Consider the following 15,423-nt stretch of genomic DNA (forward strand, 5'->3'; position numbering starts at 1 on the left):
GGCGGCTGTTTCTGTCCCGAGGCAGCTATAAGGCTTCTGCGGTCATCAGGCTTCCGGCTCTTGCGCCCATGCCGCCTGCCCCTTTGGGTTTGTAACCATTTGGCGGGTCATGCCGCATTTACTGTGTGCGTTTAAGGAACGGGCTTAGGGGGCACTCCCTGCGGAATGGTGGCGAAGTTACTACTGCATCCGGAGCAAGGTTACTCCGCATCTGTAGAAAGATTACTCCGCCAGCGTAGAAAAGTTACTCCGCCTGCCAATAGTCCGGAAGGACAGTTTTGCCGCGCCTGCATCCGTTTCTCCGGAAGGATAGTGTTGCCGCGGTCAGAGTATCGTCGGGCCCGTCGCCCGCCGATGTTGCAGATGCCCTTCCCCTTCAGTGGTATTTCCCTTTTATCCCTGCACGAATGCGGATAAAAGAGAGATGAGCTTAGTATTAAACATAATCGGCGAGATAATATCGGCTGGGCGGAAATACCGCTATTCCAGCCGATATTCCGATTATATTTAATACCGGTTTCTACAGCCCCGCAGCTACCCGCTGCCAACGGGGCTGACCGTGCGGCATGGGTGCCCCGCCTGATGGGTGTCCGGCAGTCCGCTGTGCCGCCGTGCTTCGGGGCGCTGCATTGTGCGGTTTAGCAAGGTTCCGGCTCACTCTCGCGCCCCGGTCGTGGCGGCAAGGCGGGGGAGCGGGCATTTACTCAGGAAGTTTTCTGGTGTGGGCTTCCGGCTTTAGTCCGGAGGTTTCCGAAGTTACTCCGCCTGATGCCCTGAGTCACTCCGCCTTGTGCCCGAAGTTACTCCAGCCTTACGCCGCCTGCCGTCCGGCCAAGCCCAGGGCGTGCCCGCTGAAGACGGGCACAACTCCCCCAGGCGGCAAAGCCGCCGTCTCCCTCCGCCTGCGGTGGGCGGACAGGACAGAGTGTCGGAAGTGGACAAGAATTTTAGTCGTATAGTGGACAAGTTTTCATCCCATTTGCGTACAGTCTGCGTACTGAACTTGTCACTTACTAACGCTTACCTGTCACTTACCAATACTTACCGGAGGCCTTACCAGCACTTACCGAATGAATATCGGGCACTTTTCGGGCACTTACCAACACTTACCGGGTACTTATCGGGCACCTGCCTGTCACTTACCGACACTTACCGGGATACTTACCACCACTTACCGAACGAACATCGGGCACTTTTCGGGCACTTGTCATGGAAGATATTGCACACTGTTTTGCACACTCCTGTCACACTTCTGTCACACTTTGCACACTTTCCGGCACACTACGGCCATGTCTCAGTCACACTTCCGTCACACCCCGTCACACCCTGCACACTGTTTTGCACACTCCTAACTATACTTATATATAGCCTCCGTGCCTATCTGTACGCCATTTCCGTATAAAAAGCGTACATTTACAGTTGTAAATCAAACAATTATTATTATGACCTCTGACGCATTTCTCCCCAAACCCCGCAATATCGCCGCCACTACAGGCGGTGTAACCACCCATTTACGCACCGCCTCCGGCAGTGTGCCGGCTGGTGTGTCGGCACACCTCGAAAACCGTTCCTACGGCTTCAAGGAACTGGCCGTCTTGTATTTCCCCAACATTGCCCCCGCCAGTGCCAGCATCCGCCTGAAGGCTTGGATAAAAGATAGTCCGGAACTGTTACAAATCCTTGCCGGTACGAACTACCACCTCACGGCGCGTGTACTAACTCCTCGTCAGGCTGGAATGATTGAAAACGCCTTCGGCTCACCCTTCTGACCTAATCCTTTAACTCTCAACTCATGAAGCCAATCATCATCCGTCAGCCTGTTCCCGTTGCCGTCAGCGCAATGCCTGCCGACAGCATGCCAACGCTACGTCTGGACTGTATCCGCAGTATCAACCTGATTGTAGTACATTGCACCGCCTCCCGCTGCGACCGCCGTCTTACCCCCGATGACCTGGAGGCGGAACACCGCCGCCGCAACTTCAAGGGTTGTGGTTATCACTTCTTCATCTCCCGCGAAGGCATCATCTTTCCGATGCGGCCGCTCGACCGCGTCGGTGCTCATGTTCGCGGCTTCAACGCCCGTTCCATCGGCATTGCCTACGAAGGCGGGTTAACGCCCGAGGGCATCGCTGCCGATACCCGTACGCCCGATCAGTGTCAGTCGTTGCGCTTCCTCATTCGCATGTTGCTTGATATCTATCCGGAAAGCACGGTTTGCGGCCATCGTGACCTCAGCCCCGACCTGAACGGAAACGGTACTATTGAGCCATGCGAGTGGATAAAGCAATGTCCCTGTTTTGATGCGGTTCAGGAATATGCCCCGTTCTGTCTCAAGGCCTTCCGGCGGCGTCTGTTCCGATAACCGCACATAACTGCCGCCATCTGCCGCCAACCTGACGCACTGTCCGCCACTACGCCCTGGCTTCGTACCTTCGCCGTCGAACAATTAACAACTGATATTGCTATGAAAACTGTACTGAAGTGGGCGTTCCGCGCCCTGAAATTCGTGTTTACGAACGAGAAAGTTATCGACCTCATCGCCTCCCTGTTGGGTAAATCGGGCGACCGAAAGTCTGATAGGAAGTAGTAACTGGTGAAGAGTTCAACCGAAAGAAAGCCGCCCCATGAGGAGCGGCTTTTTTTTGTCCGGTGGTAACAGGCGGTAACAATTCGGAAGGAAAAGTGTAACAGAAGTGTAATATTCAGTCACAGGCAGTCACGGCAGAGTCACAGGGCGGTAACAAATAGGTAACAGCAATACCCGCCACAGGCGTTCTGAACGGTGCTACGGTCACAATCCGGTAACAGCTGGTAATAGCTGCGTCACAATTCGGTCACAGCACCGGTAACAATGGTAACAATCAGCCGTAAGAATTTTCTTACCCCTCAAAGTGTCCCTGTGAGAATTTTCTTACCCCCCGTAAAGAAAATCTTACGGGGTAAACCTTCTTTTTTTACGGGGAGTAAACAGAATTTTACCCCGTAAGCCTCCGGTACTTTACGGGGGTAAAAAAACACGTCCGATGCATATAACCGCACAAATCCGTATTCATCCGCACAAACCCCGCCACGCCTCGCGCGTACGTGCGTACATTTGTTATCGTATTCCTGGCATCAGGAACATATTCCTAAATATAAACCCATTAAAACCCTTTAAAAAAATGGCTGTATCTTATTCTGTATCCGCTCGCAAGAACCCCGCTAAGCCAAACGAGGCTCCGAAATTCTACGCCCAAACGAAAGCCAGTGGCGAGGCTGATTTCAAAACATTAACCCGCGCTGCCGCCGACCGTTGTACGGTGACTGCATCCGATGCAAAGGCTGTGCTGGATAGTCTGATGACTACCATGCAGGAGAAGCTCGCCAACGGTGAGATTGTCCGTCTGCAGGACCTCGGAAGTTTCCGTGTTGTTATCGGCTCGAAAGGTGCCGTATCTGAAGACAAATTCAACTCTACGTTGATTACGAAAGCTCGTATCGTCTTTACTCCCTGCCCTGAATTGAAGTCGCTGATGAAGACATTGAGCTTCAAAAAGACCGGAGTTGCCACTAAATCCTCAGGTAATGAAGGTGGCGGTAATGAAGGTGGTGAAGGTGGTTTGGACGAAAACCCACTGGGTTAAGTCTCCAACGAACTTCTGAACGTTCTAAATTCCCCCGACGAAATGAAAAATCGTCGGGGGAATTTTTTTTTCTCTGCCGGGAAAAGTCACGAGTACTGGCGGGAAATGTCCGGAGTGTGCCGGTGAGGCGGTCAACTGCATGTAAGTATATGTAGGGAGGTATTTTTTTGCTGTCTGCAGATGATTTTCCGGAGGATGAAAATGATAGTTATCTTAATCTAAAGTGCTGTAAACGGATGCCTCAGCCGATGGGAGGATATGCTGTTTCCTCAGGATGGATTACGGCGTATTTACTCTTCTTTTTCTTCACAAAGAAAGATATTAGGTATTGATACATCAAGGAACGCTACGCTATTTCTCAGAAAAAAATCCTGAGCGCCCTTCAGGCGTGCGGTTTTTTTCTGAGAAATTCCTTGCTGCATCAGTACCTAATATTAAGGGATTGTTTAGAAAAAAAGAGAAAAAATTGGGCGGGCTGCGCAGTGTGGGCGGTGGGCTACGTGATGGAGGCGGATGGGGAGATGTGCGATTACAGGCTATGTAAGCGGCTGTTTTTCAGGTATTTTTTGTGTAAAATGGCGAGCTGATTATTAGGAATTTACGTGTTTTTTTTGTACCTTAGTAGGACTTTAGAAGGGGAGACACCCCGATAAAAACTGTAATCTGTGATATGGAAACAATCGTATGTAAACATGAAGTGCACCAGGTGCATCAGGAGGCGGACACTCTCCGTTATGATTTAGCTTTGTCGCTCGTCCGGTCATTGATGGCTGATGTAAGTGAAGCTACTACTAAGGTTTTTCAGCAAACGAAACCGGACATGCCCGAACCTGATTTTTTTCAAGGTGCAGGCCGTTTGGCCGCTTATGCGGAAATTAGTAACACTTTGCGGCGTTTGGAAATAGTGCTCAGCCAGGAGGCGGGTATTCCGCTGCCGAGTTTTGAGGAAGAAGTAGCTGAATGTTGCTAATCGCCCTTTTAAGATGAAGAACACAAGCGGCGGTAGCCGCTTGTGTTTGTGTCTCTTTTGATTGGATTTTCGGGGGAAGATGATTACATTTGTCGCAGGAAGGGGAGACACCCCGGTAAAAACTGTTTTCTGTGATGGATAATCCGAATAAAAGTACCCTGTTGAATAAGCAACCCTGTTACGGTTTTGAACTGTCGGAAGATGGCAGCGAGTTGTTTCTGTGCCGTTATCGGAAGCCCCGCTGGCGGTTACGGCTGGAAGATGTATCTGTAGACAGGAAGAAGTTAATCGAGTCGTTGCATTCGGCGGCGGAGTGGCTGGCAAAGAGGCAGTGATAGCAATTCTTCTTCGGGGGCTTGGCTTCATGAGCGCGGTTTCGATGATAATTGCTATCAGCTTTTGATTGGCCAATCGTTCCGGGTTCGCGGGTTTGCTATCACTTTTTCGCAGATCGAGCCAGGGCAAACGGCGGAATCGCTATCAACCATCCGCAGATATCTTCGTCATCACAGCGCAGCACCTCCATTTTTTCTCTTTTTTTTCTAAACAATCCCTTGATATTAGGTGCTGATGCAGCAAGGAATTTTTCAAAAAAAAACCGCACGACCTAAAGGGTCGCTCAGGATTTTTTTTTGAAAAATAGCGTAGCGTTCCTTGATGTATCAACACCTAATATCTTTCTTTGTGAAGAAAAGAAATAGAAAATAGGCCGTAATCAGGCGGGGTATCTGTCGATAAGGCCTGTCCATGTCGGCGAGGTGGCCTGTCTATGTCGATAATTCTATATGTCCATATCGGAAAGGATAATGCGTGTGTGGGTATGCTGTATGTATATTCCATAAGGTACCCGTGTCCATATGGGTAAGATAGCGTGTCTATATCAGTATATTCGTATGTCCACCTCCGGTGCCCGTTCCCGTCCGCCCGCCGCAGGCGGAGAGAGACGGCGGCTTTGCCGCCTGGGGGAGTTGTGCCCGTCTTCAGCGGGCACGCCCTGGGCTTGGCCGGACGGCAGGCGGCGTAAGGCTGGAGTAACTTTGGGCACAAGGCGGAGTAGCTTTAGGAAACTCGGGACTGTCAGCGGAAGCCCACACCGGAAAACTTCCTGAGTAAACGCCCGCTCCCCCGCCTTGCCGCCACGACCGGGGTGCGAGAGTTAAGCCGAAGCCCTGCACAATCGCACAATGCAGCACCCCGAAGCACGGCGGCACAGCGGACTGCCGGACACCCATCAGGCGGGGCACCCATGCCGAACGGTCAGCCCCGTTGGCAGCGGGTAGCTGCGGGGCTGTAGATAATTGCGGTATTAAATATAATCGGGATATTGTGCAGAATAGCGGTATTTCCGCCTGCACAATATCGATCTTTTCGATTATGTTTAATACTAAGCTCATCTCTCTTTTATCCGCATTTGTGCAGGGATAAAAGGGAAATACCACTGAAGGGGAAGGGTATCTGCAACATCGACGGGCGACGGGCCCGACGATACTCTAACCGCGGCAACACTATCCTTCCGGAGAAACGGATGCAGGCGCGGCAAAACTGTCCTTCCTGTTGCCTGACAGGCGGAGTAATCTTTCTACGGATGCAGTAGTAACTTCGCCACCACTCCGCAGGGAGTACCCTCTAAGCCCGTTCCTTAAACTCACACAGTAAATGCGGCATGACCCGCCAAATGGTTACAAACCCAAAGGGGCAGGCGGCATGGGCGCAAGAGCCGGAAGCCTGATGACCGCAGAAGCCTTATAGCTGCCTCGGGACAGAAACAGCCGCCCGTAACGCGGCTTGCCCTTTGCGGTCGCCGCTTGCGCTGCAGTTCACGGAGGCGCAGGCGGCGGGTGCATTGGGGAAGTGGCGTGGTGATAAAGACACTGCCACCCATGCCGCAGGGAAACACTTTCGGTACTATCCGCAGAACTGATAGCAATTCCTTCCGCCGGCAAGATCTTCCGGAAGTAAAAATGCTATCGCTACAGCTGGGAGATCCTGACTCGATCAACGAAGCTGAGCAAGATATTGCTATCAATATCCGGCAGCCGGGTTCATTCCCGGACAAAGTTTTGCTATCAACCTTATGCGTCAGGTGGGATGATGCCGAGGCGTATACTGTCTTGATGTGTGGCGGGACGAATACTATCGGAAGGTGCGCTGACGTCGCCACTCTCTGGCCAGTCTTCAATTTTGCCGTAAAATCCCTGTTCTTCTTCCTCACTGGTGGGAAGCACTGGCGTACAAGCGGAGATAATTAGTAAACACACGGTCAAGATTCCAAGGGTAACATAAGAGATGTTTCGTTTATTGTCGCGGTTCGTTCCGTAGCTGTTTGTTTGATGATTCATGTTTTTTTGAGTTAATTAGTGACTGATGTCTTTGCAAAGGTAGTAAAATTAAATACGATTTTTATCCGTTTTTGTCTCTTTGTTCGAAATTAATTTCTACCTTTGTCTTGCTAATATGTAAAGCAATTGAAAGAGTGATTTTGGGGTATGTAGTTAAATTCGGTGGCTAATTCGGTGGCATGTGAATAAACACTACGACTTATGAGGCTGATTTTAAAGCCAAATATGGCCGAATGATATAGGGCAGGTAGCCCAACTAAAAAAAGCTGCGAATGTAATAAGTTCGTAGCTTTTTGTGTTTTATCCCATTCGTATTTTGGTAGCAATTCTATTCAAAATAATTAAAACTATGGCAAAAGAGTTAGAACTCAAGTACGGCTGTAACCCTAATCAGAAGCCGGCCCGCATTTTTATGCAGGAGGGGGAGTTACCTATCGAAGTCCTGAATGGACGCCCGGGATACATCAATTTTATGGATGCACTGAACGGTTGGCAGTTGGTGAAAGAATTGAAAGCGGCTACCGGAATGCCGGCTGCGACTTCATTCAAGCATGTTAGCCCTGCAGGTGCTGCTATTGGTCTGGAATTGGATGAGACAATGAAGCAGATTTATTTTGTTGATAACCTGCCGCTTTCTCCTCTGGCTAGTGCATATGTGCGTGCCCGTGGTGCGGACCGTATGTCATCTTATGGAGATTTTATAGCTTTGAGTGATGTCTGTGATGAGGCGACTGCCCGTTTCATTAACCGGGAAGTATCTGATGGTGTCATTGCTCCGGGATATACGGACGAGGCACTCAAAATTCTGAAGAACAAGCGTAAGGGTACTTATAATGTGATTAAGATTAATCCTTCGTATAAACCTGCACCGATTGAGCGTAAGGATGTGTTTGGAATAACTTTTGAACAGGGACATAATGAGATTCAGCTGAATGGCAGCGAATTGTTCGCTAATATTCCTACGCGGAATAAGACTTTTCCGGATGCTGCAAAGCGTGATTTAATGATAGCGCTTATTACTTTGAAATATACGCAGTCCAATTCTGTATGTTATGTGAAAGACGGACAAGCGATTGGTATCGGAGCAGGACAGCAAAGCCGTATCCACTGTACCCGTTTAGCTGGAAATAAAGCTGATATCTGGTATCTTCGCCAGCATCCAAAAGTATTGAACTTACCTTGGATAGAGAAAATCCGCCGTGCCGACCGTGATAATACGATTGATATTTACATTAGCGATGACTATGATGATGTGTTGGCTGACGGTATTTGGCAGCAGTTCTTTACAGAAAAACCGGAAGTACTGACGCGTGAGGAAAAGCGCGAATGGCTGAATACTCTGAAAGGAGTAGCTCTTGGTTCAGATGCTTTCTTCCCGTTTGGAGATAATATAGAGCGTGCTCACAAGACTGGTGTGGAATACATTGCCCAGGCGGGAGGTTCAGTACGTGATGATCATGTTATTGAAACCTGCGATAAATACGGTATCGCTATGGCATTTACAGGTATTCGTCTGTTCCATCATTAAGATATAAATAACAAAGAGGGTGTCTCAAAAATGTTGAGACACCCTCTTTGTATATATAGGCTTAAAATTATTCGGCGCTACGAATGGAATCATCGATAACCTTAATCTTTTGTTTTACCAATTCAATATCTGCCTTCAGCTTTTCTACTTTGCGGTTTAGTTCTGTCAGCAGGCTGTTGCCTTTCTTTGAAGAAGCTGTCAGGAAGCCAAGATTATTTTCATAAGTCTGCAATTCGTTCTTCATGGCATCTGCTGCACGTACCAGTTTCTCGCGTTCGCGATAGAGTGCCTGCGGGCTGCCTTCCTGAATACTGCTGATGTTGGATTTGAAATTACTCAACTTCTTATTGGCAGCGCTGATGTTGAAGTGGTCGAACAATTTATCCACTTGTCCGTGGTATTGCTTGTACAAACGGTCTTTTTCCTTGAAAGGTACATGACCGATGTTGTTCCATTCCTTCATTAATTCGCGTACCAACTGAGTAGCTTCATCTGTATCCATATTCTCATCAATGGCACCCAACTTCTCGATGATTTCCTTCTTCTTATTCAGGTTGTCTATCTCAACGGAACGTTGGGAGGAAGTGGCCTTGTTCTTTTGTTCGAAGAAGTAGTCGCAAGCGGAAATAAACCGTTTCCATATTGCATCAGAATATTTCTTTGCTACCGGACCGATAGTCTTCCATTCTTTTTGCAGTTTGGTTAGTTCGTCAGCGGTTGCTTTCCAGTCGGTGCTGTCTTTCAGAGCTTCAGCTTTCTCACAAAGAGCACGTTTCTTATCCAAGTTTGCATTCATGCCCTCTTTCAGGGCTTTAAAGAATTCACCTTTCTTACGGAAGAATTCATCACACGCTTTACGGAAACGTTCGAATATCTTCACATTCATCTTTTGCGGTGCAAAACCGATGGTCTTCCACTTGTTTTGCAGGGCAATGATCTCCTGTGTTTTATTGTCCCACGCAGCAAAGTTGGTCAATTCGTTGTAGTCTATTGCTTCAATGATTTCACAAATCACTGTTTTCTGGTCAAGATTATGCTGCTCTACTTCCTTCAATGATTCGAAGTGTTGTTGATGACGGCGATTTACGGCTGTGGAAGCAGCTTTAAATCGATTCCATACCTCGTCACGTAGTTCCTTTGCAACCGGACCCGTGTCACGGAATTCCTGATGTAGCTTTTGTAACTGGTGGAAAGCTGACACTACATCAGCTTCATCAGCCAGCTTTTCGGCAGCTTCACATAGATGTGTTTTTATTTCCAGGTTTTTCTTGAAGTCATATTCGCGGAATTCATTATTCAGCTTCAACAGATCGTAGAACTTCTCCACATAGAGTTGATAACTCTTCCACAGTTCGTTGACTTTGGCTTGCGGAATAAGTTTCACTTCATTCCACTGTTGCTGTAACTTCTTGAATTCTGAGTAGGATTTGTTGGCATCGTCGGGTGATTCTACCAGTTCTTTCAGTTCCTCGATAATGGAAAGTTTGATTTGCAGGTTCAGCTCTTTTTGTTGTTCCTGTTCAGCTGACAATGCACTTCTCTTTTCTTTAATGACGGACATGATATTTTTGAATTCCTCTTCAACAGCATCCGTTGTCGGAATGAAATTCTCTGCTACTCCCCCGTTTTCGATAAACAGCTTCTTTGTCGCTTCTTGTTCGGCATTATGAATCTTATAGAAAGCCTGTTTCAGACTATCTATTTCCTGTTTGCCGGCGTTTTCCACATCTGCGGAAATCTCTTTCAATTTAGCCAGGATTTCTTCCTTACTTAGCTTTTGTGCGGCTTCTACCGGCTGCTCTTCCTGCGTTGCTTCTTCAGCCGGAGTTTCCGTCAGAGCCGGTTCTGAAACCTCAGCTGCTTTCTTTTCTTCTTCTAATTCTACCGCCTTTTCGGGGAGATTAGTGTCATGAGTGTCCATCATTGTACATACATTTTAAAAAACGGTTTTACCCGTTCGGGTTACATTAGGTCACAAATTAATGAAATAAAACAATTACTTCATACTTTTTTCCTTAGTTTTTTTTCATTTTTCTTGTTTTAGGATAGAAGTACGGTAATTCCCATATATAACATCATGCCTATAATATCATTGGTAATCGCAATAAACGGACCGGTAGCGATGGCTGGATCTACCTTCAACTTTTCCAGTGTCATAGGTACCAGCGTGCCAAAGATAGATGCAAACATCACTACCGCAAACAGGCTGATAGAAACGGAATAGGTGACGGTGGCAGTTGCGCCGAACCGGACAAAATTATATATATATACTAATAAAGAAATAATAGTGGCGTTGATAAGAGCCACTACGGATTCTTTAGTAATTTGCTTGAAGGTATCTTTCGCATCGAGCGAGTTGTTGGCAAGACCCTGTACGATGATGGCCGAAGATTGTGTTCCCACGTTTCCACCGGTACCGCCGATCAGCGGGATATAGAGTGCCATCTCGGGATGGGCTGCGAAAGTAGCATCGAAATTACCTAAAATCATGGAATTGCCGATACCACCCAGCATACCGATAATAAGCCATGGCAAGCGGGCGCTGGTCTGGCGCATTACATTATCATCCGTTTCCACATCTTGGGAAAGACCGGATGCCAACTGGTAATCACGTTCCGATTGCTCACGAACTTCATCCATGACATCGTCTACGGTGATTTGTCCCACAAGCCGTCCGATGCTGTCGATAACAGGAACAGCTACCAAGTCGTATTTTTCAATGATCTGTACCACGTCGTCCACGGACGTATCCACATGTACGGAAATCGGGTCTTTCCGCATCACGTGTTTAACCTTGGATACAGAAGGGGAGGTAATCATCTTTTTCAGTGGAAACACACCTTGCAGACGGTTCTCGTCATCGATGACATAGACGTAGTAGATTTCGTCCAACTGTTCAGCTTGCTGGCGCATCTCTTTCAGACATTCCGGCATACTCCAATTCTCGTTCACGACCACCATTTCCGTACCCATCAAACCACCAGCAGTGTCTTCATCGTACTTCAACAAGTCTACGATGTCTCCTGCCTGTTCGATGTCTTCAATGTGAGAAAGAATTTCTTCCTGTTTCTCTTCATCCAGCTCACGCATCAGGTCTACGGCATCATCCGTATCCATGTAGTCCACAAAGCGTTTGGCAATGGTTTCCGACGGGAGTATTTCCAGGAATTCTTTACGGACGTCCTCATCCATTTCCATCAACACGTCTGCCGCCGTTTCGTTATCCAGTAAGCGGTATACGAAACGTGCTTCCTCGGGACTCAGGTCATTGCACAGTTCAGCAATATCCGCAGGATGCAGGTCTATAAGGAGCGCTTTGACGTTCTCGGCGTCCTTTTGTTCTATGAGGTTTTTGACATTGTCAATGTATTCTTCGTCCATAATCTATTAGTTTTTTGCTACAAGCTACGAGCTACAAGGACTGTGCAGCAGGTTCGTAACCCATAGCAATATAACTTATACTCATATTAGTCGCTCACTCGTAGCTCGTAGCTTGTCACTCGTGGCTACTTCATTTCTTTCAAGGCCTGTTCAACCCGGTTGGTCAGACTGATAAATTCCTGTACCGATAGTTGTTCTGGTCGTTTGTTAAACAAAACGTCTTCCGTCAGCGGACAATCTTTGCCGAGTATCGGCTTTATCGAATTTCTCAGGGTTTTGCGGCGTTGATTAAAAGTCGTTTTCACTACTTGTTTGAACAGCTTCTCATCGCAACCCAACTCTTTCGTTTCGTTTCGTGTCATGCGAATAACTGCACTTTTCACTTTGGGTGGCGGATTGAATACATGTTCGTGTACGGTGAAAAGATATTCTACACGATACCATGCCTGTATCAATATGCTCAGGATGCCATACGTCTTACTGCCCGGTCCGGCGGCAATACGTTCGGCCACTTCTTTCTGTATCATACCGGTACAACAAGGTATCAGTTCTTTGTTATCCAACATCTTGAAGAATATCTGGCTGGATATATTATAAGGATAGTTTCCTGTCAGCACAAAAGGTTGCCCGTCGAACAGACGTTGGAGATTCATTTTCAGGAAGTCGTCTTCAATGATGTTGTCTTCCAGTGACGGATATTCTTCACGCAGATAGGCTACGGACTCATAATCCAGTTCCACCACTTTCACCGGACGTTCTTTTTTCACCAAAAACTGGGTCAATACACCCATACCCGGACCTACTTCCAGAATGGGGAGGCCGGGACATGCGTCTACCGTATCGGCTATATCCTGTGCCACTTTCAGATCTTTCAGAAAATGCTGGCCAAGAAACTTTTTAGGCTTTACTAATTTCATTTATCAACTAAATCGTTACTTTTGCACCGCAAACGGAGACCCTCCTTTTGGGAAAGTGCTGTATTTGCAGCCCACAAAGGTAATCCTTTTCGACGAAGAATAACGAATTCTGCATGAATAAACTATTAAAAAAGACACTGAAGATCCTTTTACCGGTCGCTTTGGGCGGTTTTATTCTTTATTGGGTGTATCGAGATTTTGATTTTGCATGCGCCAAGGAGGTACTTCTGCATGGAACGAATTGGGGATGGATGCTGTTTTCGTTGTTTTTTGGTGTGATGAGCCATGTTTTCCGTGGTTGGCGTTGGAAACAGACGCTTGCTCCGCTCGGAGCTTATCCAAAGACGAGCGATTGTGTGGATGCTATCTTTGTTTCTTATGCCGCTAATCTTGTTTTACCCCGTGTAGGCGAAGTTTCCCGTTGCGGTGTGCTTGCCAAATATGACGATATTTCTTTTGCCAAATCGCTTGGAACAGTGGTAACGGAACGCTTGATAGATACATTGACTATTCTTTTGATTACCGGGATTACTTTTCTGATGCAGATGCCTGTCTTCCTTCGTTTTTTTGAAGAGACAGGTACGAAAGTCCCCTCGCTGGTGCATCTGGTGACATCTCCCTGGTTTTATGTTGTTCTTTTTAGTATCATTGGTGTATTAGTATTACTCTATTTTCTTCTGCGTATGCTTTCTTTCTTCGAGAAAGTGAAAGGAGTGGTGCTGAATGTATGGGAAGGTGTGATGTCATTGAAGAGTGTGAAGAATATACCGCTTTTCCTCCTTTACACGGTGTTGATATGGATATGTTACTTTTATCACTTTTATATAACTTTTTATTGCTTCGCTTTTACTGAACATCTCAGTTTTCTGGCAGGTCTGGTGATGTTTGTGGGCGGAACTTTTGCTGTGATTGTCCCCACTCCTAATGGGGCGGGATCGTGGCATTTCGCTGTCATTACAATGATGATGCTATACGGTGTCAATGCTACCGATACGGGAGTTTTTGCCCTGATAGTACATGGCATACAGACATTGTTGGTTATTGTGCTGGGACTTTATGGATGGCTGCATCTTTCGCTGATGAACCGTACGAGGCAGAATTTATGAACTTATTGCTACAGTTTTCTTTGGCTTATTTTCAAAGTAACTTGAAAACAAAGATAATGCTTCTTCTTTACCTGCAAATTCTGCACGAAAAGCATCTGTCCCGGCGGATTTGCAAAGCTTTCGTTTTTTGACATGTTGGAACGATTTTTATAATACTTTGCTGGTATTCTTGATGATAAATGCGTATCTTTGTTAGGCATTAAAAGTCCTCATTATAGGGATATTATAATGTATAAAGTATATATTTGCATTTAAAATTAGATGAATTATGAAATATTTGAATCCTAAAGCAGACTTGACCTTTAAGCGGGTCTTTGGCGAACATCCCGATTTGGTGATGAGTCTCCTGAACGCCTTGCTGCCACTGACTGCCGATCAGGAAATAGCTGATATTGAATATCTCCCTTCGGAGATGGTTCCCGAAAATCCGTTACGTAAGAACAGTATTGTTGACGTCCGTTGCAAGGACAAGCAGGGCAGACAGTTCATTGTGGGAATGCAGATGATTTGGTCACCGGAGTTTAAACAACGTGTGTTGTTCAATGCTTCTAAGGTCTATGTCCGCCAGATGAGTGTTGGCGAAGAGTATGAGTTGCTACAACCCGTGTATTCATTGAATCTGGTAAATGAGATATTTGAACCGGAACTGGAAGGGTATTATCATCATTATCAAATGATTCATGTGGAAAACTCTGATAAAGTGATTGATGGCCTCCAACTGATTTTTGTAGAGCTACCCAAATTCACCCCGCATTCGTATTCTGAAAAGAGGATGCAGGTGCTTTGGTTACGATACCTGACTGAAATCAATGATGAGACCCGTGAAGTGCCGGAAGAACTAATGGCCAATCCCGAAGTAAAAAAAGCTGTTGATGCCTTGGAAGTATCAGCTTTTACAGATGCGCAATTGGCCGGTTATGAAAAATTCTGGGATATTATCAGTGTGGAAAAAACGCTGTATAATAGTGCGGAACGCAGAGGAATAGCTGCAGGAATGGCTGCAGGAATGGCCGCAGGGAAGGCTGAAGGGAAGGCTGAAGGATTAGCGGAAGGGATGACAAAAGAGCGACATCTCATAGCCCTTAATATGAAAAAACAAGGTGTTTCTTTCGATCTAATTTCTCAGTGTACCGGATTGTCTATAAAAGAAATAGAACTCTTGTAATATCACACATATTGCACATTGATGCTTAAAAGTTAAGCATCGCCCCCTATTTTAATCATTCCAACATGTTAAACTAGCTTTCGTACTTTGGCATATTGGAATGATTTTTTTTTTGAAATTTCCTCCCCATGTCTCAATTATTAGATTCATTACTCCCTTGCTTTATCTCGCAGTGATATGGAAGTACATACTTCCTGCGGTTATGTGGATATAGTGATGCATACTTTAGCGACTCTCTATGTTGTAGGGTTGAAACTTGACGAGAGTGCTGGTGTCGCCATGCGGCAGATTGACCTTAAAAATTATCCTGAACGTTTTGCACAGTGTGGTCTTCCGGTGGTGAAAGTTGGGATAAATTGAATTAAATTACAAGGATGCAATGCCTTGTCGACAA

At 46.6% G+C, this 15,423-nt stretch carries 19 protein-coding genes; 14 read left to right on the forward strand and 5 right to left on the reverse strand.

Going from position 1 to position 15,423, the window contains the following annotated elements:
* Positions 1-165: 165 nt before the first annotated feature.
* The 9 genes from VYM24_RS10545 to VYM24_RS10585 all read left to right on the forward strand — a co-directional run bounded on the left by VYM24_RS10545 (position 166) and on the right by VYM24_RS10585 (position 4,928).
* A complete protein-coding gene (locus VYM24_RS10545; RefSeq protein WP_330942094.1) occupies positions 166-417 on the forward strand; it encodes a hypothetical protein in 252 nt (83 codons plus the stop codon).
* Between the two features lie 373 nt (positions 418-790).
* On the forward strand, positions 791-1,402 hold the full coding sequence (locus VYM24_RS10550) for a hypothetical protein (protein ID WP_330942095.1): 612 nt from the start codon (positions 791-793) through the stop codon (positions 1,400-1,402).
* Positions 1,374-1,769, forward strand: coding sequence for a DUF4248 domain-containing protein (locus VYM24_RS10555; protein WP_330942096.1), 396 nt, complete (start codon positions 1,374-1,376; stop codon positions 1,767-1,769). The genes VYM24_RS10550 and VYM24_RS10555 overlap by 29 nt, the downstream gene beginning before the upstream one ends.
* An 86-nt stretch (positions 1,770-1,855) precedes the next feature.
* A complete protein-coding gene (locus VYM24_RS10560) occupies positions 1,856-2,362 on the forward strand; it encodes an N-acetylmuramoyl-L-alanine amidase (protein ID WP_330942231.1) in 507 nt (168 codons plus the stop codon).
* Positions 2,363-2,464: 102 nt separating this feature from the next.
* Positions 2,465-2,587, forward strand: coding sequence for a hypothetical protein (locus tag VYM24_RS10565; RefSeq protein ID WP_330942097.1), 123 nt, complete (start codon positions 2,465-2,467; stop codon positions 2,585-2,587).
* 574 nt (positions 2,588-3,161) lie between these two features.
* Entirely contained in the window at positions 3,162-3,623 is a 462-nt protein-coding gene (locus tag VYM24_RS10570) for an HU family DNA-binding protein (protein WP_330942098.1), read from the forward strand.
* A gap of 328 nt (positions 3,624-3,951) precedes the next feature.
* Positions 3,952-4,167, forward strand: a complete 216-nt coding sequence (locus tag VYM24_RS10575; protein WP_330942099.1) for a hypothetical protein — start codon at positions 3,952-3,954, stop codon at positions 4,165-4,167.
* A 126-nt stretch (positions 4,168-4,293) separates the two neighbouring features.
* Positions 4,294-4,593, forward strand: coding sequence for a hypothetical protein (locus VYM24_RS10580; protein ID WP_330942100.1), 300 nt, complete (start codon positions 4,294-4,296; stop codon positions 4,591-4,593).
* Between the two features lie 134 nt (positions 4,594-4,727).
* The gene (locus VYM24_RS10585; protein WP_330942101.1) at positions 4,728-4,928 is read left to right on the forward strand and encodes a hypothetical protein; all 201 of its coding nucleotides are present in this window, start codon (positions 4,728-4,730) and stop codon (positions 4,926-4,928) included.
* A 645-nt stretch (positions 4,929-5,573) separates the two neighbouring features.
* On the opposite strand, the gene VYM24_RS10590 is transcribed toward VYM24_RS10585, so the two are convergent.
* On the reverse strand, positions 5,574-5,987 hold the full coding sequence (locus tag VYM24_RS10590; RefSeq protein WP_330942102.1) for a hypothetical protein: 414 nt from the start codon (positions 5,985-5,987) through the stop codon (positions 5,574-5,576).
* Positions 5,988-6,098: 111 nt separating this feature from the next.
* Positions 6,099-6,242: a hypothetical protein gene (locus VYM24_RS10595; RefSeq protein WP_330942103.1), complete on the reverse strand. Its 144-nt coding sequence runs from the start codon at positions 6,240-6,242 to the stop codon at positions 6,099-6,101.
* A 207-nt stretch (positions 6,243-6,449) separates the two neighbouring features.
* On the opposite strand from VYM24_RS10595, the gene VYM24_RS10600 reads away from it, so the two are divergent.
* Both VYM24_RS10600 and VYM24_RS10605 read left to right on the forward strand, forming a co-directional pair.
* The gene (locus VYM24_RS10600) at positions 6,450-6,842 is read left to right on the forward strand and encodes a hypothetical protein (RefSeq protein ID WP_330942104.1); all 393 of its coding nucleotides are present in this window, start codon (positions 6,450-6,452) and stop codon (positions 6,840-6,842) included.
* A gap of 439 nt (positions 6,843-7,281) precedes the next feature.
* Positions 7,282-8,460, forward strand: a complete 1,179-nt coding sequence (locus VYM24_RS10605) for a phosphoribosylaminoimidazolecarboxamide formyltransferase (protein ID WP_330942105.1) — start codon at positions 7,282-7,284, stop codon at positions 8,458-8,460.
* A 67-nt stretch (positions 8,461-8,527) separates the two neighbouring features.
* Here VYM24_RS10605 and VYM24_RS10610 read toward each other — a convergent pair whose 3' ends face one another.
* The 3 genes from VYM24_RS10610 to rsmA form a co-directional block, all read right to left on the reverse strand.
* Positions 8,528-10,384, reverse strand: coding sequence for a DUF349 domain-containing protein (locus VYM24_RS10610; RefSeq protein WP_291554182.1), 1,857 nt, complete (start codon positions 10,382-10,384; stop codon positions 8,528-8,530).
* A 116-nt stretch (positions 10,385-10,500) separates the two neighbouring features.
* Entirely contained in the window at positions 10,501-11,841 is a 1,341-nt protein-coding gene (gene mgtE / locus VYM24_RS10615) for a magnesium transporter (RefSeq protein WP_291554184.1), read from the reverse strand.
* Between the two features lie 125 nt (positions 11,842-11,966).
* Positions 11,967-12,758 (reverse strand): 16S rRNA (adenine(1518)-N(6)/adenine(1519)-N(6))-dimethyltransferase RsmA, encoded by a 792-nt coding sequence (rsmA, locus tag VYM24_RS10620; RefSeq protein ID WP_330942106.1) that lies wholly within the window; start codon positions 12,756-12,758, stop codon positions 11,967-11,969.
* A gap of 113 nt (positions 12,759-12,871) precedes the next feature.
* Here rsmA and VYM24_RS10625 point away from each other — a divergent pair, with 113 nt between their 5' ends.
* The 3 genes from VYM24_RS10625 to VYM24_RS10635 all read left to right on the forward strand — a co-directional run bounded on the left by VYM24_RS10625 (position 12,872) and on the right by VYM24_RS10635 (position 15,389).
* Positions 12,872-13,864, forward strand: coding sequence for a lysylphosphatidylglycerol synthase transmembrane domain-containing protein (locus tag VYM24_RS10625; RefSeq protein ID WP_330942107.1), 993 nt, complete (start codon positions 12,872-12,874; stop codon positions 13,862-13,864).
* Positions 13,865-14,132: 268 nt separating this feature from the next.
* Positions 14,133-15,029, forward strand: a complete 897-nt coding sequence (locus VYM24_RS10630) for an Rpn family recombination-promoting nuclease/putative transposase (RefSeq protein WP_330942108.1) — start codon at positions 14,133-14,135, stop codon at positions 15,027-15,029.
* A 177-nt stretch (positions 15,030-15,206) separates the two neighbouring features.
* Entirely contained in the window at positions 15,207-15,389 is a 183-nt protein-coding gene (locus VYM24_RS10635) for a PD-(D/E)XK nuclease domain-containing protein (RefSeq protein WP_330942109.1), read from the forward strand.
* Positions 15,390-15,423 lie beyond the last annotated feature (34 nt).

It is taken from the genome of Bacteroides sp. MSB163, assembly GCF_036416795.1.
Taxonomy (GTDB): Bacteria; Bacteroidota; Bacteroidia; order Bacteroidales; family Bacteroidaceae; genus Bacteroides; species Bacteroides maternus.

What these genes read in the sequence shown, in the direction of transcription:
- VYM24_RS10545 (WP_330942094.1), top strand. Translation starts at nt 166, where the DNA reads ATGGTGGCGAAGTTACTACTGCATCCGGAGCAAGGTTACTCCGCATCT.
- VYM24_RS10560 (WP_330942231.1), top strand. Translation starts at nt 1,856, where the DNA reads ATGCCAACGCTACGTCTGGACTGTATCCGCAGTATCAACCTGATTGTA.
- VYM24_RS10565 (WP_330942097.1), top strand. Translation starts at nt 2,465, where the DNA reads ATGAAAACTGTACTGAAGTGGGCGTTCCGCGCCCTGAAATTCGTGTTT.
- VYM24_RS10570 (WP_330942098.1), top strand. Translation starts at nt 3,162, where the DNA reads ATGGCTGTATCTTATTCTGTATCCGCTCGCAAGAACCCCGCTAAGCCA.
- VYM24_RS10580 (WP_330942100.1), top strand. Translation starts at nt 4,294, where the DNA reads ATGGAAACAATCGTATGTAAACATGAAGTGCACCAGGTGCATCAGGAG.
- VYM24_RS10585 (WP_330942101.1), top strand. Translation starts at nt 4,728, where the DNA reads ATGGATAATCCGAATAAAAGTACCCTGTTGAATAAGCAACCCTGTTAC.
- VYM24_RS10590 (WP_330942102.1), bottom strand. Translation starts at nt 5,987, where the DNA reads ATGAGCTTAGTATTAAACATAATCGAAAAGATCGATATTGTGCAGGCG.
- VYM24_RS10605 (WP_330942105.1), top strand. Translation starts at nt 7,282, where the DNA reads ATGGCAAAAGAGTTAGAACTCAAGTACGGCTGTAACCCTAATCAGAAG.
- VYM24_RS10610 (WP_291554182.1), bottom strand. Translation starts at nt 10,384, where the DNA reads ATGATGGACACTCATGACACTAATCTCCCCGAAAAGGCGGTAGAATTA.
- mgtE (WP_291554184.1), bottom strand. Translation starts at nt 11,841, where the DNA reads ATGGACGAAGAATACATTGACAATGTCAAAAACCTCATAGAACAAAAG.
- rsmA (WP_330942106.1), bottom strand. Translation starts at nt 12,758, where the DNA reads ATGAAATTAGTAAAGCCTAAAAAGTTTCTTGGCCAGCATTTTCTGAAA.
- VYM24_RS10625 (WP_330942107.1), top strand. Translation starts at nt 12,872, where the DNA reads ATGAATAAACTATTAAAAAAGACACTGAAGATCCTTTTACCGGTCGCT.
- VYM24_RS10630 (WP_330942108.1), top strand. Translation starts at nt 14,133, where the DNA reads ATGAAATATTTGAATCCTAAAGCAGACTTGACCTTTAAGCGGGTCTTT.
- VYM24_RS10635 (WP_330942109.1), top strand. Translation starts at nt 15,207, where the DNA reads ATGGAAGTACATACTTCCTGCGGTTATGTGGATATAGTGATGCATACT.